At 59.8% G+C, this 22,644-nt stretch carries 24 protein-coding genes; 17 read left to right on the forward strand and 7 right to left on the reverse strand.

All coding sequences use genetic code 11. The annotated features are described in order from the left end of the window. Positions 1–4 precede the first annotated feature (4 nt). Positions 5–487, reverse strand: a complete 483-nt coding sequence (locus tag BR41_RS00320; RefSeq protein WP_051709638.1) for a MarR family winged helix-turn-helix transcriptional regulator — start codon at positions 485–487, stop codon at positions 5–7. A 194-nt stretch (positions 488–681) separates the two neighbouring features. On the opposite strand from BR41_RS00320, the gene BR41_RS00325 reads away from it, so the two are divergent. The 9 genes from BR41_RS00325 (at position 682) to rpoS (ending at position 10,936) form a co-directional block, all read left to right on the forward strand. After that, positions 682–1,845 (forward strand): aminotransferase-like domain-containing protein, encoded by a 1,164-nt coding sequence (locus BR41_RS00325; protein WP_035051500.1) that lies wholly within the window; start codon positions 682–684, stop codon positions 1,843–1,845. A gap of 62 nt (positions 1,846–1,907) precedes the next feature. Continuing rightward, a complete protein-coding gene (locus BR41_RS22510) occupies positions 1,908–2,390 on the forward strand; it encodes a cyclic nucleotide-binding domain-containing protein (protein ID WP_051709641.1) in 483 nt (160 codons plus the stop codon). Then, on the forward strand, positions 2,390–5,035 hold the full coding sequence (locus BR41_RS00335) for an FAD-dependent oxidoreductase (RefSeq protein ID WP_051709644.1): 2,646 nt from the start codon (positions 2,390–2,392) through the stop codon (positions 5,033–5,035). The genes BR41_RS22510 and BR41_RS00335 overlap by 1 nt, the downstream gene beginning before the upstream one ends. 246 nt (positions 5,036–5,281) lie before the next feature. Beyond that, on the forward strand, positions 5,282–6,397 hold the full coding sequence (locus BR41_RS00340; protein ID WP_035051502.1) for an aromatic ring-hydroxylating oxygenase subunit alpha: 1,116 nt from the start codon (positions 5,282–5,284) through the stop codon (positions 6,395–6,397). A 108-nt stretch (positions 6,398–6,505) separates the two neighbouring features. Next, complete coding sequence (locus BR41_RS00345) at positions 6,506–7,399, forward strand: DMT family transporter (protein WP_245615771.1); 894 nt, start codon at positions 6,506–6,508, stop codon at positions 7,397–7,399. Between the two features lie 112 nt (positions 7,400–7,511). Beyond that, positions 7,512–8,255, forward strand: coding sequence for a 5'/3'-nucleotidase SurE (gene surE, locus BR41_RS00350; RefSeq protein ID WP_035051506.1), 744 nt, complete (start codon positions 7,512–7,514; stop codon positions 8,253–8,255). After that, positions 8,252–8,911, forward strand: a complete 660-nt coding sequence (locus tag BR41_RS00355) for a protein-L-isoaspartate(D-aspartate) O-methyltransferase (protein ID WP_035051508.1) — start codon at positions 8,252–8,254, stop codon at positions 8,909–8,911. The genes surE and BR41_RS00355 overlap by 4 nt, the downstream gene beginning before the upstream one ends. Before the next feature lie 34 nt (positions 8,912–8,945). Further along, positions 8,946–9,965: a peptidoglycan DD-metalloendopeptidase family protein gene (locus tag BR41_RS00360; RefSeq protein ID WP_035051510.1), complete on the forward strand. Its 1,020-nt coding sequence runs from the start codon at positions 8,946–8,948 to the stop codon at positions 9,963–9,965. Further along, complete coding sequence (gene rpoS, locus BR41_RS00365; RefSeq protein WP_035051512.1) at positions 9,962–10,936, forward strand: RNA polymerase sigma factor RpoS; 975 nt, start codon at positions 9,962–9,964, stop codon at positions 10,934–10,936. The genes BR41_RS00360 and rpoS overlap by 4 nt, the downstream gene beginning before the upstream one ends. Before the next feature lie 112 nt (positions 10,937–11,048). Here rpoS and dapD read toward each other — a convergent pair whose 3' ends face one another. The 6 genes from dapD to BR41_RS00395 form a co-directional block, all read right to left on the reverse strand. Further along, the gene (gene dapD, locus BR41_RS00370) at positions 11,049–11,873 is read right to left on the reverse strand and encodes a 2,3,4,5-tetrahydropyridine-2,6-dicarboxylate N-succinyltransferase (protein ID WP_035051514.1); all 825 of its coding nucleotides are present in this window, start codon (positions 11,871–11,873) and stop codon (positions 11,049–11,051) included. A 34-nt stretch (positions 11,874–11,907) separates the two neighbouring features. Then, positions 11,908–13,116 carry a succinyldiaminopimelate transaminase gene (dapC, locus tag BR41_RS00375; RefSeq protein WP_035051516.1) on the reverse strand — a complete coding sequence of 403 codons (1,209 nt, stop codon included), beginning with the start codon at positions 13,114–13,116 and terminating at the stop codon, positions 11,908–11,910. 75 nt (positions 13,117–13,191) lie between these two features. Continuing rightward, positions 13,192–13,650, reverse strand: a complete 459-nt coding sequence (locus BR41_RS00380; RefSeq protein ID WP_051709647.1) for a hypothetical protein — start codon at positions 13,648–13,650, stop codon at positions 13,192–13,194. A gap of 59 nt (positions 13,651–13,709) precedes the next feature. Then, complete coding sequence (locus BR41_RS00385) at positions 13,710–14,675, reverse strand: GGDEF domain-containing protein (RefSeq protein WP_035051518.1); 966 nt, start codon at positions 14,673–14,675, stop codon at positions 13,710–13,712. After that, positions 14,656–15,294 (reverse strand): chemotaxis protein CheC, encoded by a 639-nt coding sequence (locus tag BR41_RS00390; RefSeq protein ID WP_035051520.1) that lies wholly within the window; start codon positions 15,292–15,294, stop codon positions 14,656–14,658. The genes BR41_RS00385 and BR41_RS00390 overlap by 20 nt, the downstream gene beginning before the upstream one ends. After that, on the reverse strand, positions 15,287–15,658 hold the full coding sequence (locus BR41_RS00395) for a response regulator transcription factor (protein ID WP_211251618.1): 372 nt from the start codon (positions 15,656–15,658) through the stop codon (positions 15,287–15,289). The genes BR41_RS00390 and BR41_RS00395 overlap by 8 nt, the downstream gene beginning before the upstream one ends. Before the next feature lie 397 nt (positions 15,659–16,055). Between BR41_RS00395 and BR41_RS00400 the strand changes: the two genes are divergently transcribed. The 8 genes from BR41_RS00400 (at position 16,056) to BR41_RS00435 (ending at position 22,626) form a co-directional block, all read left to right on the forward strand. Continuing rightward, positions 16,056–16,547: a low molecular weight protein-tyrosine-phosphatase gene (locus tag BR41_RS00400; protein WP_035051522.1), complete on the forward strand. Its 492-nt coding sequence runs from the start codon at positions 16,056–16,058 to the stop codon at positions 16,545–16,547. Positions 16,548–16,777: 230 nt separating this feature from the next. Beyond that, a complete protein-coding gene (locus BR41_RS00405) occupies positions 16,778–17,353 on the forward strand; it encodes a TMEM165/GDT1 family protein (protein ID WP_035051525.1) in 576 nt (191 codons plus the stop codon). A gap of 90 nt (positions 17,354–17,443) precedes the next feature. Further along, positions 17,444–18,736 carry an NCS2 family permease gene (locus BR41_RS00410; protein WP_035051526.1) on the forward strand — a complete coding sequence of 431 codons (1,293 nt, stop codon included), beginning with the start codon at positions 17,444–17,446 and terminating at the stop codon, positions 18,734–18,736. 34 nt (positions 18,737–18,770) lie between these two features. Beyond that, positions 18,771–19,331, forward strand: a complete 561-nt coding sequence (locus BR41_RS00415; protein ID WP_051709653.1) for an adenine phosphoribosyltransferase — start codon at positions 18,771–18,773, stop codon at positions 19,329–19,331. Between the two features lie 45 nt (positions 19,332–19,376). Beyond that, positions 19,377–19,931: a hypoxanthine-guanine phosphoribosyltransferase gene (locus tag BR41_RS00420; protein WP_035051529.1), complete on the forward strand. Its 555-nt coding sequence runs from the start codon at positions 19,377–19,379 to the stop codon at positions 19,929–19,931. 165 nt (positions 19,932–20,096) lie between these two features. Beyond that, positions 20,097–21,344 (forward strand): serine hydroxymethyltransferase, encoded by a 1,248-nt coding sequence (gene glyA, locus BR41_RS00425; protein WP_035051531.1) that lies wholly within the window; start codon positions 20,097–20,099, stop codon positions 21,342–21,344. Positions 21,345–21,460: 116 nt separating this feature from the next. Further along, positions 21,461–21,916: a transcriptional regulator NrdR gene (gene nrdR, locus BR41_RS00430; RefSeq protein ID WP_035051533.1), complete on the forward strand. Its 456-nt coding sequence runs from the start codon at positions 21,461–21,463 to the stop codon at positions 21,914–21,916. A gap of 2 nt (positions 21,917–21,918) precedes the next feature. Continuing rightward, positions 21,919–22,626, forward strand: coding sequence for a glutamine amidotransferase (locus BR41_RS00435; RefSeq protein ID WP_211251619.1), 708 nt, complete (start codon positions 21,919–21,921; stop codon positions 22,624–22,626). The last annotated feature ends 18 nt before the right edge of the window (positions 22,627–22,644 follow it).

Genomic DNA, 22,644 nt, shown 5'->3' on the forward strand with positions numbered 1-22,644 from the left:
CTATCTACTGAGATACTTCTTGGCCTGCCGGCGGTTCGGCATCCGCAGCCGCTAACTCCACCATCACTTGCAGCCAGCCCGCTTCGGCTGCCGGCCCTGCCTTATCCAGTACGGTACGCAGCAGCTTGGCTTGGCTCGCTGTGAGTTCAGCTTCCAATGCTGCGCCGGCTTGAGTGAGCCGCAGCCGCTTTACCCGCTTGTCCTCGTCGCAAGATACGGCCTCGATCAAACCCACCTGTTGTAGCTCGCGCAAAGGGCCGTTGAGCGCTTGTTTGCTCACGCGCAGCCGCGCCAGTAATTCGCCGATGGCGGCATCGGGTTGCTGGCCGACAAAATAGAGGATTCGGTGATGCACCCGGCCGAGACCGCGTTCGGCCAGCAAGGCATCGGGCTTGGCGGTGAAGGCGCGGTAGCCGTAGAACAGCAGTTCGATGGCTTGCGCTTCAGTCGGTTGATCAGCGGGATTTGGGTAATTTTGGTCAAGCATATTGACTTTGTTTTGCCTTGCTCGGAATATTGGTCAATATACATGACCTAATTGCATTTCACCTGCGTTCGGGTCGTTGAGTGCCGCGCCCATCCGCGTAAGGTAGATCAGCGACATCGGCGGCACGCACAACGTGAGCAGGAATTTTTGGCCTTGGCGCTTGCCAATGGCTGTTCACGTTCAAGGAGTTTCCCATGCTGGCCCGCCGCATCGACCGCCTCACCTCGTCGCTGGTTCGCGACATCCTCGCCGCAGCCACGCGGCCCGACATGATCTCGTTTGCTGGCGGCCTGCCGGCCGAAGAAGCCTTGTATCAACCCAGCCTGCCGGACGGCAAGCTGCCGGATATCTGGCAATACGGCCAAACCGAGGGCGAGCCGCGCTTGCGTGAGCTGGTCGCTGCACATGGTCGATCACTGGGCCTCGATTGCACTGCGGCGCAGGTGTTGATCGTTAATGGCTCGCAGCAAGGGATCGATCTCGTCAGCAAGCTGCTGATCGACGAGGGCACGCCGGTGCTGGCCGAAGCGCCAGCCTATCTGGCGGCATTGCAGGCGTTTCGCTTGTTCGGCGCGGATATCCGTGGCTTCACCGTTGGCGATAACGGGCCGGATATCGAGGCGCTACAGCAGCAGCTGGCGCAAACTCGTTTCACCTATCTCACTCCCACCTTCCAGAATCCTTCTGGCTATTGCTATAGCGATGCCGAGCGCGATGCCGTTGCAGCCAGCTTGGACGCTGCAGATGGCATCTTGTTCGAAGACGACCCTTATCGCGATCTGGCCTACGATGCACCGGCCCCGCAGCCAATTACCGGTCGTTTGCGGCGTGCCCGTTGGGTTTACCAGGGCTCGTTTTCGAAGACACTCGCCCCCGGCTTGCGGTTGGGCTATCTGATCGTCCATCCCGATTTCATCACCCCGCTGACCCGCCTCAAGCAGGCGGCTGATTTGCACAGCAACCGCCTGAGCCAGGCGCTGGTAGCCGACTGCCTGGAGCGCAATGAATTGGCAGCGCACGTTGCAAGTGTTCTGCCAATCTACCGCGAACGGCGCGATGCGATGCACGTGGCGCTGTCACAGCATCTGGGTGAGCTGGCGAGTTGGCAGGTGCCGGTGGGTGGTTTGTTCTTCTGGGTGAAGCTGCGGCAACCGGTCGATATGCGCGCCTTGCTGGCTGCCGGGTTGGATGCCGGCATTGCCGTCATGCCGGGCGATGCCTTCTTCGCCGGGACACCCGATGTGAGTTATTTGCGCCTCAACTTCAGCCATGCCGATCCGGCGGCGATTCTGACCGGTGCGGAGCGATTGGCTGCCCTGTTGCATGAAGCAAACCGTCTGGCAGCGTTGGTGGCATGAAAGTCTTGAATTGATGCGAAAAATGGGCTCTACCAAGGGCATGGCCCGCGTGTGGAGTCCCCATGAATTTCACCTCATTTTTTGACTATGGATCAGGAACGGGTGGCGATGCCGCTACCGATCTGGTCTTTCTTGGCAATGCCACCACGGCCGATTGGCAGCAACTACTGACAGTGGCCGAGCGCCGCCGTTTCGCCATCGGAGACACGCTGGTCACCGAGGGTGAGCGGACGCGTGCGTTCTATATCGTCGCGGAAGGTGAGCTGGAGGTCATCGCCAATTGGGGCGGCGGCCCGACACGGCGCGTATCGGTCATCAGCAAGAATTCGATTTTTGGCGAGCAGGCGTTCTTCGATAGTCAGCCGCGCTCGGCAACGGTCAAGGCACTGCAGCCCGGCGAGTTGTACGGCATCTCGCCCGATGCGTTTGAAGTGCTGGCCGGACGCTCGCCAGAATTGGCACGCGTCGTCTTGCTCGACTTGGGTCGCATCCTGTCGTTGCGGTTGCGTGGTCTGACCGGCATGTTGTCGCAGCCGACCCGATAATGGACGCGCCCGTCACCCTGTTCCCCAACTACCTGCAGATTCAGTCGCGGGTGCCGATGTGGGTGTGGTACGCCTTGCGCGTGCTGAGCATCAGTTGTGCGGTGGGGATGGCGCTCACCCTATGGCTGGCGCCCAAGACCGGGCTGATCTTGTGGTGGTCGGTCATTGTGCCACTGCTGCCGGCAGTGTTTTTCATCGCGCCGGGGCTGTGGCGCAATGTTTGCCCGATGGCGGCGCTGAACCAGACGCCACGTCTGTTCGGCTTTACGCAAGGCCGGGCACATACCACGAAAATCCGCGAATACAGCTACGTTGTCGGGATCGCACTGTTCCTGTTGCTGGTGTCCAGCCGTAAGACGCTGTTCGACCACAGCGGCTTGGCGAGCGGTTTGCTGATCATGGGCGGGCTGGTTGGTGCGTTCACAGGCGGGGTGTTGTTCAAGGGCAAGAGCGGCTGGTGCAGCAGCATTTGCCCCATGCTGCCGGTGCAGCGCATTTACGGCCAGACGCCATTCGTGCTGATCCGCAATGCGCATTGCCAGCCTTGTGTTGGCTGCACCAAGAATTGCTACGACTTCAACCCCGGCGTGGCTTATCTCGCCGACCAATACGATGAAGACCGTCGCTATGCCGGTTACCGGCGCTTCTTCGTTGGTGCGTTGCCGGGTTTCATCATCGCGTTTTTCACCGTGCCGGTGGATGCGGGCATCGCCGAAACCTACCTGCGCTTTGCCATGTACGCCGCGCTCAGTCTGGCGGTGTTCCACACGCTGGATGTCTTTGCCAAGGTGTCGCAGAACCGTCTGACGCTGTTGTTTGGCGCGGCTGCCTTCAATGGTTACTACTGGTTTGCCGCCCCGACATGGACGCATGGCGTATCGACGCTGACCGGGGTCGCCATTCCTGATCTCATCCCTTGGGCGGTACGCATCGCGCTGCTGGGGCTGACGCTGCTTTGGCTCGCACGCGGCGCGATGCGGGAAAACCAGTTCCGCCAGCAAACCACGGAGCAGAACGTCAATGTCTCCGCCAAGTTGGGCGCCGGTGCGGCTGAAGCGTTGCGGCAGGCGGGTGCAGCAACGCCGGCTGAGTTGGTGATCGAACCGGAACAACGGCGCTTGCCAGCCGCAGCCGGCTCAACCTTGCTGGAGCTGGTCGAACGTGGCGGTTGCGCCATTGAATCAGGCTGCCGGATGGGCGTGTGCGGCGCAGATCCCATTGCGGTCAAAGCGGGGGCAGAGCATCTATCGCCAATCGGTGACGACGAGAAAAACACCTTGGCCCGGCTTGGTCACGCATCCAATACGCGGATGGCCTGTTGCGCGCGGATACAGGGCGGCAGCGTCAGCATCGCACTCAAGCCGGAACGGGCGACGGCCCACGCCACACCTTTGCCAGCCTCATTCAACGCGGCGGTTAAACAGGTCATCGTGATCGGCAACGGCATTGCCGGCGTGACGGCCGCTGATCACGTGCGCCGCCGGCATCCGGATTGCATCATCCAAGTCGTCGCGGATGAAAACCACGCGCTCTACAACCGCATGGGGATCACCCGGCTGATCTACGGCCGTTCTGCCATGCATGGCCTCTATTTGCTGCCGGATAACTGGTATGCCGACCGCAATATCGAAGTCTGGCTCAACACCGCCGCCAAGCGGATCGATCCGACGACGCATACCGTTGAGCTGGCTGATGGCGAAACGCTGAACTACGACAAGCTGATCCTGGCCACCGGCAGCAGCAGTTTCGTGCCTCCGATCAATGGCTACGGGGGAGATGGTTGCTTCGTGCTGCGTACCGCCAACGATGCGATGGGCGTGCGCAGCTATGCACAGCGTTCCGGCGCGCAATATGCCGTCGTGGCCGGTGGTGGGCTGTTGGGGCTGGAGGCCGCGTATGCATTGCACAAGATGGGCCTGCATGTGAGCGTGGTCGAGCGCAACGCCTGGCTGTTGCATCGCCAGCTGGATGAGAAGGGCGGCCTGCTGTTGCAGCGTTATCTGCAAAGTCTGGGGCTGGAGATCATCGTCGATGCGCAATTGGATAAGTTGATCCGTTCTGGCGATGGGCAGCAGATCTTGGCGCTTAAGGATGAAGTGGCGATCCCGGCCGATATCTTTGTTGTCGCAGCCGGTATCGCGCCGAACGTGTCCTTGGCCAAGGCAGCTGGCCTGAATCTCGGCCGCGCCGTGGTGGTCGATGACTTTATGCGGACCAGCGATGCCGATATTTTCGCCGCCGGCGATGTGGCGGAATGGCAGGGCAAGGTGCCTGGGCTGTGGCCGGTCGCGGTCGAGCAGGCGGAAGTCGCGGCATGTAACGCGCTAGGCGAGGAACGGGCGTATGCCGAACCGGTACTCTCGACCATCCTCAAGGTCATCGGTGCCGAAGTGGTGTCCATGGGGCGCGTCAATCCCGAAGCGGGGGACGAAGTGTTCGTCGAAGAAGATGCCGCCAGCCATCGCTACCGCAAGTTGGTGGTGGCCGATGGGCACTATGCCGGCGCGATCCTGATCGGCTGGCCATCGTTGAACGATGTGGTCGGCAAGGTGGTCAAGGGGCGTCAAGCGGTGGGCGATAGGCTGCCGGAGTTGCGAGCGGGCAACTGGGATGGCTTGGCGGCTGCAGGCCCAACCGGCACTTGATCCGAACGCGGATTTCCGTCCACAGACATGCTAAATGTCTAACGCCGTTTTCATCCAGCACGGCTTTCCGTACGTATCCAAACTTGCCCGATGAGCGCAATTGCGCGACAATTCGCGCTTTTCGGCGGTCGGTTTCTGCAGCCTGCGAGGCGGCGTTACCGGCTTTTTATTGATGGCTTGCCCACCCATCGTTATCCGTACTGATAACAAAGTGGCAAGACCTTCTGGCCCAGGAGGTATTGGCTAATGACCAATCTGGCTACGGCTGCAGCATTGCAGCTGGATATGACCACCCAATTGCCGGTGTCGTCGTATTTCGATGAAACACTGTATCAGCATGAACTGGAACGTCTGTTCCAACGCGGCCCCAAGTACATCGGCCACGAATTGATGGTGCCGGAAAGCGGCGATTATCACGTGCTGGAAATGACCGGCGGCGCGCAGTACCTCAAGCGTACCGATACCGGCGTCAAGCTTCTCTCCAATGTATGTCGTCACCGTCAGGCCACCATGCTGTCCGGCCGCGGTAACAACGCGCACACCGTCTGCCCGCTGCATCGCTGGACTTATGACCAGCACGGCAAGCTGGCCGGTGCGCCGCACTTTCCCGGCAACCCGTGCCTGCATTTGCCCGAAACGGAACTGGTGCAGTGGAATGGGCTGCTGTTCGAAAAGAACGGTCACGATATCGAGGCCGATCTGAAAGACCTCGGCGTGGCCAAGCAGCTGGATTTCTCCAACTACGTGTTCCACAGCGTGCAGGTGGATGAGTACGTGGGTAACTGGAAGACCTTTATCGAGGTTTATCTGGAGGACTACCACGTCGAGCCATTCCACCCCGGTCTCGGCAAGTTCGTGACCTGCGACGATCTGAATTGGGAATTCGGCGACTGGCATTCGGTGCAGACCGTGGGCGTCAACAACGCGCTCGCCAAGCCGGGCTCCAAGGTCTACGCGGAGTGGCACAAGCAGGTGCAGGCGTATTACGGTGACGAACAACCGCCGCACGGTGCCATCTGGCTCACGTACTACCCGAACGTGATGGTGGAGTGGTATCCGCATACGCTGGTGATCTCCACGCTGATCCCGACCGGGCCACGCAGCTACAAGAACATCTGCGAGTTCTATTACCCGCAGGACATTGCTTGGTTCGAACCGGAGTTCGTCGCGGCCGAGCAAGCGGCTTATGCCGAAACCGCGGTTGAAGATCGCGAGATCATCGACCGGATGGAGGCGGGCCGGCAGGCACTCTACAAGGCCGGCCGTAATGAAGTCGGGCCGTATCAAAGCCCGATGGAAGACGGCATGCGCCACTTCCACCAGTTCATCCGTCGCGAGATGGGTGAGCTGTTGGTTGGGTAGCTCAGGCGAAGCAATAGCCCGGACTATCCCGTATCGTTTGTATCCGGTGTGTGACGGATAATCCAAAGAAGGCAGCATTCACGCTGCCTTCTTTCATTTCAGGTTCTAATGCGCTCATCTGTTGTTTTCTCATGGTCGCGCTTGCGTGACTCCGGCCCGTTCTGGATGGCCGTGGCCGGTCTGTGTTTCGGCGTGATGGGGGTATTTGTCAAACTCGGCAGCGTGCGTTTCTCGACCGCCGAACTGGTGTTCTACCGTTGCCTGGCGGGCTTTGCCGGCATCTTGTTGATCGTGCTGCCACAGGGGCTCTCGGTCGCGGTAAAGCCGGCCATGCTCAAGCTGCACCTCACGCGCAGCATCTCCGGCTTCATCTCGTTGATGCTGTATTTCTACGCGATTGCCCATCTGCCGCTGCCGACGGCGGTCACGCTCAATTACACCTCACCGATTTTCCTGCTGCTGCTGACCTTGGGTTGGCAGCGGCAATGGCCGCAACGCTCGCAAGTCCTGGCGGTGCTGTTCGGATTTGTTGGTGTGGTGTTGCTGTTGCGCCCCACGTTTAACGAGCAAGACTATGTAACCGGGCTGATCGGTTTGGGGTCTGGCCTGCTTGCCTCGGTGGCCTATATGAATGTCCATGAGCTGGGCCGGGCAGGGGAGCCGGATTGGCGCACGGTGTTTTATTTCTCGCTCGTGTCTTCGATTGGCGCAGGGATCTGGATGCTGTTCCAGTCCACGCCGCTGACAAGACTCACCTGGAGCAACCTCTGGATCATCATCGGGCTCGGTTTTGCCGCGACGTGCGCGCAACTGTCGATGACGCGTGCCTACCGCAAGGGCAAGTCGCTGGTTGTGGCCAGTTTCGCCTATCTGACCGTCGTATTTTCGACCTTGTTCGGCGTGCTGATCTGGGGCGATGTGCTGCCGCCATCGAGCTATTTGGCCATGTTGCTGATCGCCTCGACGGGCGTACTCACGACACTGGTGCAACGCCGCAACTAGCCGATTTTGCGGCGGTGCGGCAGGGGGCTAGAATAGCCGCCTATCAGGCCGCGCTAATCCGGTGCATCCGTGCGCGACGCGGCCTTCGTGAAACACATGCCAACGAGTCTAGATGCGCATCCTGATTTCCAACGACGACGGTTATCTCGCCCCTGGCATCGCCGCACTGGCCGCTGCGCTGGCTGAGCGGCATGACGTTGTTGTCTGCGCGCCGGAGCGTGATCGCAGCGGCTCCAGCAATTCACTCACCCTTGATCGCCCACTCACGGTGCGTACTGCGCCAAGCGGTTTCCATTATGTGAATGGCACGCCCACCGATTGCGTGCATCTGGCGGCCACCGGTTTGCTGGAAACGCCGCCCGATATGGTCGTCTCCGGCATCAATCATGGTGCGAACATGGGCGATGACACCATCTATTCCGGCACCGTCGCCGCCGCCACCGAAGGTTATCTGCTCGGTATCCCTTCCTTGGCGCTATCCCTTGCCTCGCGCAATCCACAGCATTTCGCCACCGCTGGCCGTGTCGCTGCCGAGCTGGTCGAGCGGATGGCGCGCGATCCAATCCGGGGCGCAGTCCTGCTTAACGTGAATGTGCCGGATCGTCCCTACGATGAGCTGGCCGGTTTTGAGGTGACGCGCTTGGGGCGCCGACATAAATCAGCCCCCGTGATCCGCAGCCAGAACCCGCGTGGCGAAACCATCTGGTGGGTCGGCCCGCCGGGCGTCGCTGCCGATGCGGGCGATGAAACGGATTTCAACGCCATCGCCAATGGCAAGGTGTCGGTGACGCCACTCTCGATCGATTTGACCGCCTATACGCAACGGGACTACATCGCATCATGGCTGCACGAATGAATTTCTCTGAGCTGGGCGGCACCGGCATGACGTCGGCGCGTACCCGTGCACGCATGATCGACCGCTTGAAACAACAAGGCATCAGCGATGCGCGCGTGCTGGCCATCATGGGCGAAGTGCCAAGGCATGCCTTCGTGGACGAGGCCATCTCGCACAAGGCGTATGACGATACCGCGTTGCCGATCGGCTTCGGCCAGACGATTTCCCAACCTTATATCGTGGCCCGGATGACCGAAATCGCGCTCGGCGCGGCGCGGCACGACAAAGTGCTGGAAATCGGCACCGGCTGCGGCTACCAAACGACGCTGTTGGCCCAGTTCTTCAAAACCGTTTACAGCATTGAGCGCATCGGCGGCTTGTCTCGCGTTGCCCGTGAACGCCTATCCAAGCTGGGCGCCTACAATGCCCGGCTGCGGCATGCCGATGGCAGCAAGGGCTTGGCGGAGTCCGCCCCGTTCGATGTGATCATGCTGACTGCAGCTGCACCGATTCCCCCTGAAAATCTGCTCGATCAGCTGGCTGTCGGCGGCCGCCTGATTTTTCCGGTCGGCACTGATGAACAAGAATTACGCTTGATCGAGCGTCGGGAAGAAGGTCTGCTTGAAAGCCGGTTGGAAAAAGTTAAATTTGTTCCGCTGTTGCCAGGTTTGGCCTGACGCCGGATTGGAACTCGTACCTAGGAGATGTTTTGTGAGTTGGCAACGCCTGATTGCGCCTGCTGTTCTACTGCTTGCCGCTTGCGCAAGCGAACCGCGCAAACCCGCGCCGATCGTGGATCGCACGCAAAGCGCCCCTGCCACCCAGTCGGCACCGATCGTCGATCGCAACAAGTCAGGCACCGCCACGGTCACGCCGCTAGGTACTGATCCACGTCCTGGCACCTACGTGGTCAAGAAGGGCGATACCTTGTACCGGATCGCGCTGGATCACGGCTTCAGCTATCGCGAGCTGGCGGCCTGGAACAACCTGAATGACGTCAACGACATCAAGGTGGATCAGGTACTGCGTTTGACGTCGCCGGACGGCGCTAGCGCGACTGCTGTTGAGACGAGGCCGCTCAAGACTGACGATTCAGCAGCAGTGCCTGCCGTCAGCCCCGCACCACAAGCGCCATTGCAATACCCGAAGGTAGTGAAACTGCCTTATAGCGCGCAAAATGCAAGCAGCGTTGCACGTTTATCTGACGGGCCGGACGTTGCGGCCAAACCACAAAACGACGCTAGTAAGCCGGTGAGTCGCCCCACACCCGCAGTCGCTTCGACTTCTGATGTAAAAAGTGCTAAAACCGATGAAAAATCAAGCACAAAGGCTGATTCGACCGCCACGGTTGACGATGCTGAGGTGAGTGATTGGGTGTCGCCAACGGTGGGTAAACCACTCAAGGCATTTACCGAAGAAACCCGTGGCGTTGATATTCCGGGCAAAATGGGGCAGCCTGTTCTAGCGTCAGCAAATGGTAAGATCGTTTATGCTGGTGCAGGGCTTCGCGGTTACGGGAAGATGATCATCATCAAGCACAACAAGGAATTCCTGACCGCCTATGCGCATAACAATAAATTGCTGGTCAAGGAAGGAGACAGCGTCAAAAAGGGCGAAAAGATCGCAGAGATGGGCAATACCGACACCGACCAGGTCAAGCTGCACTTTGAAATCCGCAGATTTGGCAAACCGGTCGATCCTGCTAAATTCATTCCGTTAGAAAAACCATGAACGATCAAATCGATATCCTGGAAGACGATACACCGCTCGATGACGAGGAACTCATCGACGATGCGGATGAAGAAAGCGAAGGCGAGGCGGAAGCCGAGTCACGCGGTACTGAGGAAGCAGAAACATCGTATGTCACCGAAAGCACCGGTGACGTCACACAGATTTACCTGAACGAGATCGGCCACAGCCCCTTGCTGACGCCAGATCAGGAAAGAGCGCTGGCGCGGCGCGTGGTGCAGGGCGATTTCGAAGCCCGGCAAAAGATGATCGAGCATAACTTGCGGCTCGTCGTGAACATTGCCAAGCACTACATCAACCGCGGCATGACGCTGCTTGATCTGATCGAGGAAGGCAATATCGGCCTGATGCACGCGCTGGAGAAATTCGATCCCGAGCGCGGGTTCCGTTTCTCGACGTATGCCACCTGGTGGATCCGCCAGAGCATCGAGCGCGCGATCATGAACCAGAGCCGCACGATCCGGCTGCCGGTGCATGTGATCAAGGAACTGAACGTCTACTTGCGGGCGCAACGCCATCTGGAAGCGCATCTCGGCCACGAGCCGACGCTGGAAGACATTGCCCATCTCGTGGGCAAGGATGTCGAAGACGTGCGCCGCATCATGGGCCTGAACGAACGGGTCGCATCACTCGATGCCCCGCTCGATATCGATCCGATGCTGACCATTGGCGAATCCATCCCCGATGACCAGCACGACGGCCCGGAAACCATCCTGCAGAACGCCGAAATCGAGCGTTATGTGCGCGAATGGCTCAAGCAACTCAACGACAAGCAACGCATGGTGATCGAGCGCCGTTATGGCCTCAACGGCTATGAGGTCTGTACGCTGGAAGACCTTGCGGCCAATCTGAGCCTGACGCGCGAACGGGTGCGGCAGATCCAGATCGAGGCGCTGGAGCAATTGCGCCGCATCCTGCGTCGTTATGGCGTGTCACGCGATGTGATTTTCTGAGCGACAGCAGTGTGGTCTTGGATGCCCAGCTTTTTGGGTAAGCCGGACGAATGAAAAAAGCCGGTGCGCAAACACCGGCTTTTTCATGTGCGTTGCTTTGATCGCCGTTGGATCAAATACCGCGCAACAGCTCGTTGATGCCAACCTTGCCACGGGTCTTTTCATCGACCTTCTTCACGATCACGGCGCAATACAGGCTGTAGGTGCCATCGGCCGACGGCAGATTGCCGGAGACAACGACCGAGCCGGCCGGGATGCGACCATAGCTGACTTCGCCGGTTTCGCGATCATAGATCTTGGTCGATTGGCCGATGTAAACGCCCATCGAAATCACCGAGCCTTCTTCAACGATCACACCTTCCACCACTTCGGAGCGTGCGCCGATGAAGCAGTTGTCTTCGATGATGGTCGGGTTGGCCTGCAGCGGCTCGAGCACGCCGCCAATGCCCACGCCACCGGAGAGGTGCACGTTCTTGCCGATCTGCGCGCAGGAGCCGACGGTGGCCCAGGTATCGACCATGGTGCCTTCATCCACATATGCGCCGATGTTCACATAGGACGGCATCAGCACCACGTTCTTGCCGATATGCGCGCCTTTACGGGCGATGGCGTTCGGCACCACGCGGAAACCACCAGCGCGGAAGTCCGCCTCGGTGTAGCTGTCGAACTTGCTCGGCACCTTATCGAAATACTGGGTGGAGCCGCCCGGCATCGGGGCGTTGTCATTGATGCGGAATGACAGCAGCACGGCTTTCTTCAGCCATTGATGTGTTTGCCAGGCGCCGCCGATTTTCTCGGCCACGCGCAGCTGGCCTTTGTCGAGGCCATTGATCACTTCGTTGATTGCATCGCGCAGTTCAGCCGAAACGTTGCCTGGATTAATGTCGGCGCGGTTTTCAAATGCGGTATCGATGATGGTTTGCAGTTGTGAACTCATGGTCGTTCCTTGTCGTGATGCAATCAGCTTAGTTTTAGGAGGTATGGGTCTTGCAGAACTGAACAATGCGCTCGGCGGCGGTAACGCATTCCGCCAGCGGTGCAACGAGGGCAATGCGGATGTAACCGGCACCCGGATTGATGCCGTGCGCTTCGCGGGCGAGATAGGAGCCCGGCAGAACCGTCACATGCGCTTCGGCGAACAAACGGCGGGCGAATTCGGTATCGGAGCCATTCAATAACGATGGCGGAATCTTCGCCCACAGGTAGAACGAAGCATCCGGCAGGTCGACGTCGAGTACCGACTTGAGGACCGGCGTCACCGCCTCGAACTTGGCCGCGTACTGCAGCCGGTTGTCTTCGACATGCGTTTCGTCATCCCACGCCACGACGCTGGCCGCCTGCACGGGCGGGCTCATCGCGCAGCCGTGGTAGGTGCGGTATAGCAGAAATTTCTCGATGATCTTCGCGTCGCCGGCGACGAAACCAGAACGCAGGCCCGGCACGTTGGAACGTTTGGACAGGGACGAGAACACCACCAGTTGCTCGAAACCGCGGCCGAGCAATTTGGCGGCTTCCAGACCCCCCAGCGGTTTGACGCCGCTGAAATAGATTTCCGAATAGCACTCATCGCTGGCAATCACGAAGCCGTGGCGGTCGGATAGAGCGAACAAGGTCTTCCAGTCGTCCAGCGACGCGACCGCGCCGGTCGGGTTGCCCGGCGAGCAGACATAAACCAGCTGTGTGCGTGCCCAGATTGCATCCGGCACGCTGGCCCAGTCCGGCTGAAAGCGGTTGTCTGCGGTGCAATTGACGTAAAACGGTTCAGCGCCGGCCAGGAAGGCTGCGCCTTCATAGATTTGGTAGAACGGGTTTGGTGAAATCACGACCGGTGTCGCGTCGCCAGAGGTGTCGATCACTGTTTGCGCGAACGAGAACAATGCCTCGCGGCTGCCGTTGACGGGCACGGTTTCACGAGCCGGATCGGCAGTGACGGCATAGCGGCGTTCGATCCAGGCGGCGATGCTGGTGCGCAGCGCATCCGAACCCAGTGTGGCTGGATAGGCGGCCAAGCCATCCAGATTGGCGACCAGTGCGTCTTTTACCCGCTGTGGCGTTGGATGCTTCGGCTCGCCGATCGACAGATTGACGTGCGGCAAGGCCGGGTTCTGGATGATGCCGGCGAACAGCGTACGCAGTTTCTGGAACGGGTAGGGCTGAAGCAGATCAAGGCGCGGCGACATAGGGGGCAAAGCCGATATACGGGAAAACGGCGATTATAGCCCGCACTGTCATGACCGCCTATTGCCGCTGACGCGTCACCGGCCAGCCATGCCTTGGCTCTTGATGCGCTCCGCCAGTTTGTCTGACCAGAGCTGCGCCAGCAGATCGCTGTGCTCGCCGTGCATGACCTTCAACAGTTCCTGGCGGGCAACGGCGCGTTCTATACGTTTCGCGACCAGATATTCCAGCAATTCACCGAACAGCTGCCGGCGCGGATGGTCGGCGTCATCCGGCGCGCGCCGGTCGGCGAAGACATCCATGAGCGTTGATCCGCAAACGCAGTTCCGAAAGGCTTCGACAATGTATTCCCCGTTGTCGTCCTCGGATTGTTTCAAGCCGCTGCTGTCGCTGCTGATCGGCCGGGTTTCCTGCAGGAATGCTTCGGCGGTGGCATAGACACGGCCGCAGGTGCGGCATTCCTTTGGAAATGCACTGGCGGCCAATGCTTGCAGGCCGCCGAAGAAGTCATGCTCGCTGGAGGGCTCAAAGGTCATGATGATTGCTCCATGAAGGGCGGGCACTCCACGAAATGCGTTGTCGTTGCCGGCCGGGATCAGTCGGCAGTGCCGATCTGGTTACGGCCGCGCTGTTTGGCCAGGTACATGCCTAAATCAGCCGCCAGAATCAGCGTGCTCGCATCTTGCTGTTCTTCATCGCGCATGGCGGCCACGCCGATGCTGACGGTAACGATGCCATGCGGGGATTCCGGATGTGGCAAGCGCAACTTCGCCACGGCTTCCAGCAGGTTCTGGCCAACCTGCATGCAGCCATCCAGGTCGGTATTCGGCAGCAGGGCCACGAATTCCTCGCCGCCATAGCGGGCGATCAGATCATCGGTGCGAGGGACGGCCGCCGCCAAGGTCTGCGCAACCAGACGCAGATTGATGTCGCCGACTTGATGCCCGAACCGGTCGTTATAGCGCTTGAAATGATCGATATCGATCAACAGGAGACCCAACGGGCGTTTGGCCCGCCCGGCCCGCCGCCATTCTTCCAGAAGTTGCTCGTCGAAGCGGCGGCGGTTGGCGACACCGGTCAGCCCATCGACATAAGAGTGGCGACGCAGCTCCTCGGCCCGCTCGACCAGCAATTGTTCGCGCAGCACGGCGGCTGTGACGTCCTGAATCTGCAGCAGCACATAGCGCTGCCCGGCGGCATCGCTCAAGGGCAGAATCTGGATGGCTTGCTTGATCCGGCTGGCCGGGCTGGCTTCCTGACCTTGCGCATAGAGATCGAACGGGGCGGGATTCAGTGATTGAGACAGGATCGCCGGTAGCCGGCGCTGCAAAGCTTGTTCGATGGCGTGCATCAGCCGGCCGTCGCTCAACGCCGGAAAGGTGTCGGCGAAGCGCTGGCCCAGTATCTGGTCGGCGGGGCGGCCGCTGGTGCGGGCCAGCCAACTGTTCCAGACGACGATGTGCTGGCTGGCATCGAGCAACATTACGCCCAATTGCAGCGCATCCAGCAGCTTGTACAGGAGCTCCTGGTCCAGCGCGGTGTCACTCAAGGCCAGTTTCATGGCCGCTGGCCCCACCGTTCAGTTCTGCGAGAAAGTGATCGATGCCGGCGCGCAGGTCATGCAGCGAGGGCAGGTTCATCAGAAAAGCCACGTAGCCTTCCACGCTCCGTTCGGCGAGGGTGAAGCGGACATGCAGGAACAGTACCGGCTCGTTGCGGTGCTCCTCGCCAATGACGTCTGCGCCGCTGCCAATCCGCAGGCAGGGCATGCCGGTGTCGAAATGCTGGGCAAAGAAATCCGATAAGGAGCAGAGGCAGGCGTTGAGGATGATGTTGCCCACTTCGGTCAGCGCGTCTTGTTCGAGTTCGGTGAGTTGCGCCAGCGGTATCGTTTTGCCGATCATCAGGCGGACGATCTCAAGGCTGCTGTCTTCCGGAAAGATCAGCAGCGCTTCGCCGGAAAAGGTGCCGGAAAACCGCTGGCAAACGCTGGAGACGCGCTGGTTGCCAATGTTGTCGAAGATGTCGGCGGCTTCCGTGCCATTCATGAAACGCACCGCCGGCACGGAAAGCGTGACTTCTTCGTTGACCATCTTGCTCATGACCGAAGCGGCCTGACCGACGCTGATGTTGAAAAGCTCCGTCAGCGCGTCCTGCTGCAGGTCCGTCAGTTCAAGCATCGCGCTCACCCAGCAGCGCCAGAATCCGGGTGGCGCTGTCCGGTGTAATGGGTTTTTCGACGAAATGCAGCCCCAGCTCGCTGGCTTTGGTACGGGTCGATTGCTGCACATTGGCCGTCAACACCACGATGGTCGCTGCGGGTTGCCGCTCCCGCAGCAAGGCCGCCGCATCCAGCCCGCTCATGCCCGGCATGTTGACATCCATGATCGCCAGATCGATTGTTTGTGCCTCGGCCACCCGCAGGGCTTCATCCCCGCTGGCCGCTTCCAGGTAATGCCAATCCGGCTGGGTCTCTTTGGCGTAGGTCTGTAGCATCATCCTGGAAACACGACTGTCATCAACGATGAGCACGGTAGTGGTCAAGGCTTTCTCCTCATATCTATGCGTAGTTATCAGCAGCGGATGTGGTTATCAGTATATGCACCAGTTTTGCGCCCTGCTGCAGAGCAAGATGAGCGCTCGAAATGGCTGAAACCTGAGTGTTGATACGGGTTAGAACCAGTAGGTCGGGTGTGCTCCCCTACTGCCGGGGTGGTTCAATCATTCGGACTGAACGCACGCCGAATTGCGAGAGAATCACCCGTGGCGCGGAGCACGAAGTGAGGCACTGGACAGCCAATGGATTGCCAAGCTATGAATGCGCAGTTCGAGGCGCCCGCCATGACGAGGTCTGCGGAGTGAGTCCTTTCATCAAAAAATGGTTTTGATTTTTGACATTTCCAATGCGTGTTGAAATGCGCGGAATGGGTGGTTTAACGCAATGAACGTAAAAGCAAAGTATTCGGTTTTATTTGTGTGCACAGGCAATATCTGCCGAAGTCCGACTGCTGACGGCGTATTGCGCAGCATGGTGGAAAGCGCCGGCTTGGCTGATCGTGTCGAGGTGGATTCCGCCGGTACGCACGATTACCACGTTGGCGAAGCGCCTGATCGCCGTGCGACTGCCCACGCTGCCAAACGGGGCTACGATCTTTCATATTTGCGGGCGCGGGAAGTCAAGCCGGCTGATTTTCGCCAGTTTGATCTGGTGCTGGCGATGGACAAAGGTCATCAGCGCTTGCTCGAGCGTGCTTGCCCGCCCGCAGAGCGCCACAAGTTGCGGCTGTTTCTCGAGTTTGCCCGCCAGCATGCCGAGCGCGAGGTGCCGGACCCTTATTACGGTGGGCCGGAAGGGTTTGAACACGTGCTGGATCTGGTCGAGGATGGGTGTGAAGGCCTGCTCGAACACATTCGTGGTCGTCTGGAAGCTTGAACGGATTGGCCGCAGCGATTAGAATCCGGCCGGTCTTCAGGGGAGTAGTCGCCCGCAACGCACAGCGGGAGCTGCATCAACAGACTTGAGGCCGGCGCAAGCCGGGTTCATGGTGCAGCTGGCGATTCGCAAGGAATCTGCTTGGCAAGACTTGAGGTCACCTCGCTGCGCCAATTGGGTGGGCCGCCGCGAGGCGGCCTCTTGCATTTGCCCGCCCCCGGAGTTTTCCCATGAGTTTCGATGCCTTTCTCGTATCCACCGGCGTAGTCGCGGTTGCCGAAATGGGCGACAAGACGCAATTGCTGGCGCTGATGCTGGCGGCGCGTTTCCGTCAGCCACTACCTGTCGTCGCCGGCATCCTTGCCGCCACCATCCTGAATCACCTTGCTGCAGGCTGGGTCGGTACCTTGCTGGCTGGCATCATCACGCCGGAGTGGCTGCGCTGGATCGTCGGTATCAGTTTCCTTGCCACGGCCGTGTGGGCGCTCATTCCAGACAAGATGGAAGAGGGCGAAGCGGTGGTAAAACCCTATGGTGCCTTCCTTACAACCGCGATAGCCTTCTTCATCGCTGAACTGGGTGACAAGACCCAGATTGCGACGGTGACGCTGGCGGTCAAATACTCGCCGCTATGGCAGGTGGTGCTGGGCACCACGACCGGCATGCTGATTGCCGATGTGCCAGCAGTCTGGTTGGGTAAATGGGTCGCCTCACATATGAATTGGCTGCGGGCGGTTCGTTTTGTCGCTGCCTTCGTATTCGCGGTGCTGGGCGTGATGGCCTTGCTGGGTATCGGTGCGCATTGAGCCTTGCCTGCGCGCCAGATCAATCCAGTCATCGTCAGTGAATCCATCAGTCGATCAGATAGATACAAATCCAATCCGGGAAACAAGTAGATGTTAGAGGCGTTGTTCAAACTCAAAGCGCATGGCACCGATGTAAAAACCGAAGTGCTGGCGGGGATCACTACCTTTCTGACGATGGCCTACATCGTCTTCGTCAACCCATCGATCTTGTCGATGACCGGCATGGATCAGCATGCGGTGTTCGTCGCGACCTGTCTGGCTGCGGCCTTGGGCACGGCGATCATGGGGCTGGTGGCCAATTACCCGATCGCGCTCGCGCCGGGCATGGGTTTGAATGCCTATTTCACCTTCTCCGTCGTCAAGGGCATGGGCGTGCCTTGGCAGGTGGCGCTGGGCGCGGTGTTCCTCTCTGGCGTGATCTTTCTGGTTGTGAGCTTGTTCAAGGTGCGGGAAGCCATCGTCAATGCCATCCCGCATTCGCTCAAGCTCGCGATCTCGGCGGGCGTCGGTTTTTTCCTGGCGTTGATCGCGTTGAAGAGCGCCGGCGTCGTGGTCGGCTCGCCAGCAACGCTGGTCACGCTGGGGCCGTTGCATGATCCGAAAGTGTTGCTGGCAATCTTTGGTTTCTTCCTGATCGTGGCGCTGGAATGCCGCCGCATTCATGGCTCGATCATCATCGGCATCCTGACCGTCACCGCCATATCGATCGCCCTTGGCTTGAGCAAGTTCGAAGGCATCGTTTCCGCGCCGCCATCTTTGGCCCCTACCTTGTTCAAGATGGATCTGGCCGGGGCGTTGAACGCGGGTTTGGCTGGCGTCATTTTCGTGTTCTTCTTCGTGGATCTCTTCGATACCACCGGTACGCTGGTTGGCGTGGCACACCGCGCTGGCCTGCTCGACAAGGACGGCAAGTTGCCGCGCCTGAAGAAAGCGCTGCTGGCCGATTCGGTGGCCATTGCCGCAGGTGCCGCACTGGGTACATCGTCCACGACGGCTTATGTCGAATCGGCAGCCGGTACTGCGGTTGGCGGGCGCACGGGGCTGACGGCCGTGGTGGTTGCCATCCTGTTCCTGGCAGCACTCTGGTTTTCGCCGCTGGCAGGCTCCGTGCCGGCTTATGCGACCTCGCCGGCGTTGTGCTATGTCGCGGTGCTGATGGCGCGTGGCTTGGCCGAGATCGAATGGAACGATCTGACTGAGTCTGCACCGGCTGTGGTGACTGCATTAGCTATGCCATTTACCTTCTCGATTGCCGATGGCATTGCCTTTGGTTTCATCAGCTATGCTGCCATCAAGCTGCTGGCGGGCCGCTTCGCGGACTTGCGCCCGGCCGTGATCGTGATTGCCTTGCTGTGGGTCGTGAAGTTCGCCCTGTTCCCGTAATGTGTCACCGCAACCTGAAACAAGGCTAAACCGCATGAGCAGCCCTTTGGATAGCCCGCTGGATCGCGACTACATCAAGCAGCACATCCGCACCGTGCCGGACTGGCCGCAGGCTGGCGTGATGTTTCGCGATATCACGCCGTTGCTGCAAAATCCGAAGACGTTCCGGGTGTTGGTGGATTTGTTCGTCCACCGTTACATGGATCAAAAACTGGATATCGTCGCTGGTGTTGATGCGCGTGGTTTCATTCTCGGCGCGGTCGTGGCCTATGAGCTGAATCTCGGCTTTGTGCCCATCCGCAAGAAAGGCAAACTGCCATTCCTCACCGTGCAGGAAGAGTACGAACTCGAATACGGCTCGGCGACGGTGGAAATCCATACTGACGCCTGCAAGGCCGGTGACCGTGTGTTGCTGATTGACGACCTGATTGCGACTGGCGGTACGATGATCGCCGCCGCCAAGTTATTGACCCGGCTCGGCGCGACAGTCGTGGAAGCGGCTGTGATCGTTGATCTGCCCGAGCTTGGTGGCTCCAGACTGATTCGCGAACTGAATATTCCGTTGCATACCATCTGCGATTTCGCAGGACACTGATTCCCACTCAACTTTTGCCCCGGCCCCGCAGGGGGAGTACTGACCATGACACTAGAGCTACCTGAAGCCCGCACCATCATCGATAACGCCGATTGCTTGCACAGCGAGGCCGAAGTGCTCGCCGCGCTGGATCGCATGGCCGCAGCCATGACCGAGCGCCTCGCCCACAGCAACCCGATTGTCTACACCATCATGAACGGCGGCCTGATTGTCGCCGGTCATTTACTGCCCAAGCTCAGGTTTCCGCTGGAGTGTTCTTATTTGCACGCCACACGCTATCGGCATGAGACCAGCGGCGGCGCGCTCAACTGGAAAGTTGCGCCGACCGAAGAACTCAAAGGCCGCACTGTGGCGATCGTCGATGACATCCTCGATGAAGGCCACACGCTGGCTGCCGTGATCGAGTACTGCAAGAAACAGGGCGCTCGTGAGGTGCTGGTGGCCGTGCTGGTCGACAAGCAGCACGACCGCAAGGCACCGGGCGTGCGCGCCGATTTCGTCGGGCTGGAAGTCGAAGACCGCTTCCTGTTTGGTTGCGGCATGGATTATCAGGGTTACTGGCGCAACACCTTGGCGATCTACGCCGTCAAGGGGCTCTAGAAAGCGGTTGTACGTGCGGCTTTGTGGTGGGTGACGAGGCGCATGTGCCGGGTAGCCGGCAGGGCATGAAAGCGATTCATGGCGACCGGGTTTACGCTGCAATGCGAAAAACGACGGTCGCATGATAAAATGCGCGTCTTTCAGAGCCTTTACGGAAGCCGCGCCATGTTCTCCAAGTCCGTCACCATCGCCCAATACGATCCCGATCTCGCCGCCGCCATTCAGGGCGAAGTCGTGCGTCAGCACGAACACATCGAGCTGATCGCCTCGGAAAACTACACCAGCCCGGCGGTGATGGAAGCGCAAGGTTCGCAACTGACCAACAAGTACGCTGAAGGTTATCCGGGCAAGCGTTTCTACGGTGGCTGTGAGTATGTCGACGTGATCGAGCAACTCGCCATCGACCGCGTGAAGCAACTTTTCGGTGCTGAATACGCCAACGTGCAGCCGCACTCCGGCTCCCAAGCCAACCAGGCCGTGTACTTCTCCATCCTCAAGCCGGGTGACACCGTCATGGGCATGAACCTTGGTCACGGTGGTCACCTCACCCACGGCTCGCCGGCCAACCTGTCCGGCAAGCTGTTCAACATCGTTCCCTACGGCCTGAACGACAAAGAAGAAATCGATTACGACGAAATGGAGCGCATCGCGCTGGAGGCCAAGCCGAAGCTGATCATCGGCGGCGCTTCTGCCTATGCCCTGCGTTTCGACTGGGCGCGCATGCGTGAAATCGCTGACAAGGTTGGCGCGTATTTCATGGTCGACATGGCCCACTACGCCGGTCTGGTTGCCGCAGGTGTTTACCCGAACCCGGTGCCGCACGCCCACTTCGTCACCTCGACCACCCACAAGACGCTGCGCGGCCCGCGCGGTGGTTTGATCCTGGCCAAGGCCGAGTTCGAAAAGAGCATCAACTCCAACGTGTTCCCGACGCTGCAAGGCGGCCCGCTGATGCACGTGATCGCAGGCAAGGCCGTTGCGTTCAAGGAAGCACTGACGCCTGAGTTCAAGACCTATCAGGAACAGGTGATCAAGAACGCCCAAGCCATGGCCAAGGCGCTGACCGAGCGTGGCCTGCGTATCATCTCCGGCCGTACCGAATCGCACGTGTTCCTGGTCGATCTGCGCCCGAAGGGCCTGACTGGCAAGGCTGCGGATGCGGTGCTGGGCAAGGCGCACATCACTGTCAACAAGAACGCCATCCCGAACGATCCGGAAAGCCCGTTCGTGACTTCCGGCATCCGTATCGGCAGCCCGGCGATCACCACGCGCGGCTTCAAGGAAGCGGAAGCGATCCAGGTCGCCAACCTGATTGCCGACGTGCTCGACAACCCGAACGACGAAGCCAATCTGGCTACCGTTGCTGAGAAAGTGAAGGCATTGACCGCTCGCTTCCCGGTCTACGGCGCTTGATCTGAAAGGTGTTAGGCGTGAGGGGTGAGGCGTGAAAACGTCCGCCCCTCAAATCGTTTTTGGCCCATCTGGATTCGGCCCGCTCCCATCCACTTACTGCGACGTCGCCAGCCATCATGAAATGTCCATTCTGCGGTTCTCCCGATACTCAAGTCGTCGATTCGCGTGTTTCGGATGAAGGCGACGTAGTGCGCCGCCGCCGCCGTTGCGCGGTGTGCGACAAGCGTTTCACCACCTTCGAAACGGCGGAAGTACGGCTGCCGCAAGTGGTCAAGAACACCGGCCAGCGGGTCGAGTTCGACCGCGACAAAATCCGCACCAGCTTCCAGCGTGCGCTGCACAAGCGCCCGGTGCCGACCCAGCTGGTGGATGAGGCAATCTCCCGCATCATCCAGAAAGTGCTCACGGTCGGCGATCGCGAAATCATGTCTCGCCAAGTGGGCGAAATGGTGATGAACGAACTGGCCAAGCTCGACAAGGTCGCCTATATCCGCTTCGCCTCGGTTTACCGCAGTTTCTCCGATGTTGACGACTTCCGTGACGTGATCCGCGAAGTCACCCGCAAGGAATGACCATGCGCACACTTTGGGCAATTCGCCACCTCGCTTTCGAAGACCTCGGTAGTTTGGCTGCGCCATTGGCGGAACACGGCTATGCCATTCGTTATCTGGAAGCGGGCATCGATTCGCTAGCCGAGTTGGCCAACGCCGGTGATCACGATCTCTTGGTGGTGCTGGGCGGCCCGCTTGGTGTCTACGAAACCGACCTTTACCCGTGGCTGGCCGATGAAATTGCCGCAATCCGCCGCTGGCTGGAACAACGTCGGCCCGCGCTCGGCATCTGCCTGGGCTCGCAACTGATCGCCACGGCGTTGGGCGCAAAGGTGTACCCCGGCAGCAATGGCAAGGAAATCGGCTGGTATCCGCTCACGCTCTCCGACGCTGGCAAGGCATCGCCGGCACGTTTGCTGGGCGGTGAGCAGACTTCGATGCTGCACTGGCATGGCGATACTTTTGATTTGCCGGAAGGCGCAACTTTGTTGGCGTCCAGTGCGGCTTATCCCAACCAAGCCTATGCCGTCGGCACCAACGTATTGGCATTCCAATGCCACCCGGAGTTCGATGAACGCCGCGCCGAGCAATGGTTGATCGGTCACGGTGGCGAATTGCAGGCCGCGGGCGTCGACATGGCCCAATTGCGCATGCTCAGCCGCGAATATGGCCCGTCCTTGCGCCGGCAAACGGGAGCCTTTATCGCCGAATGGCTGGATACCCTGTCGTGAGCACGCCGACCGATGCCG

Source organism: Andreprevotia chitinilytica DSM 18519 (genome assembly GCF_000711875.1).
Taxonomy (GTDB): Bacteria; Pseudomonadota; Gammaproteobacteria; order Burkholderiales; family Chitinibacteraceae; genus Andreprevotia; species Andreprevotia chitinilytica.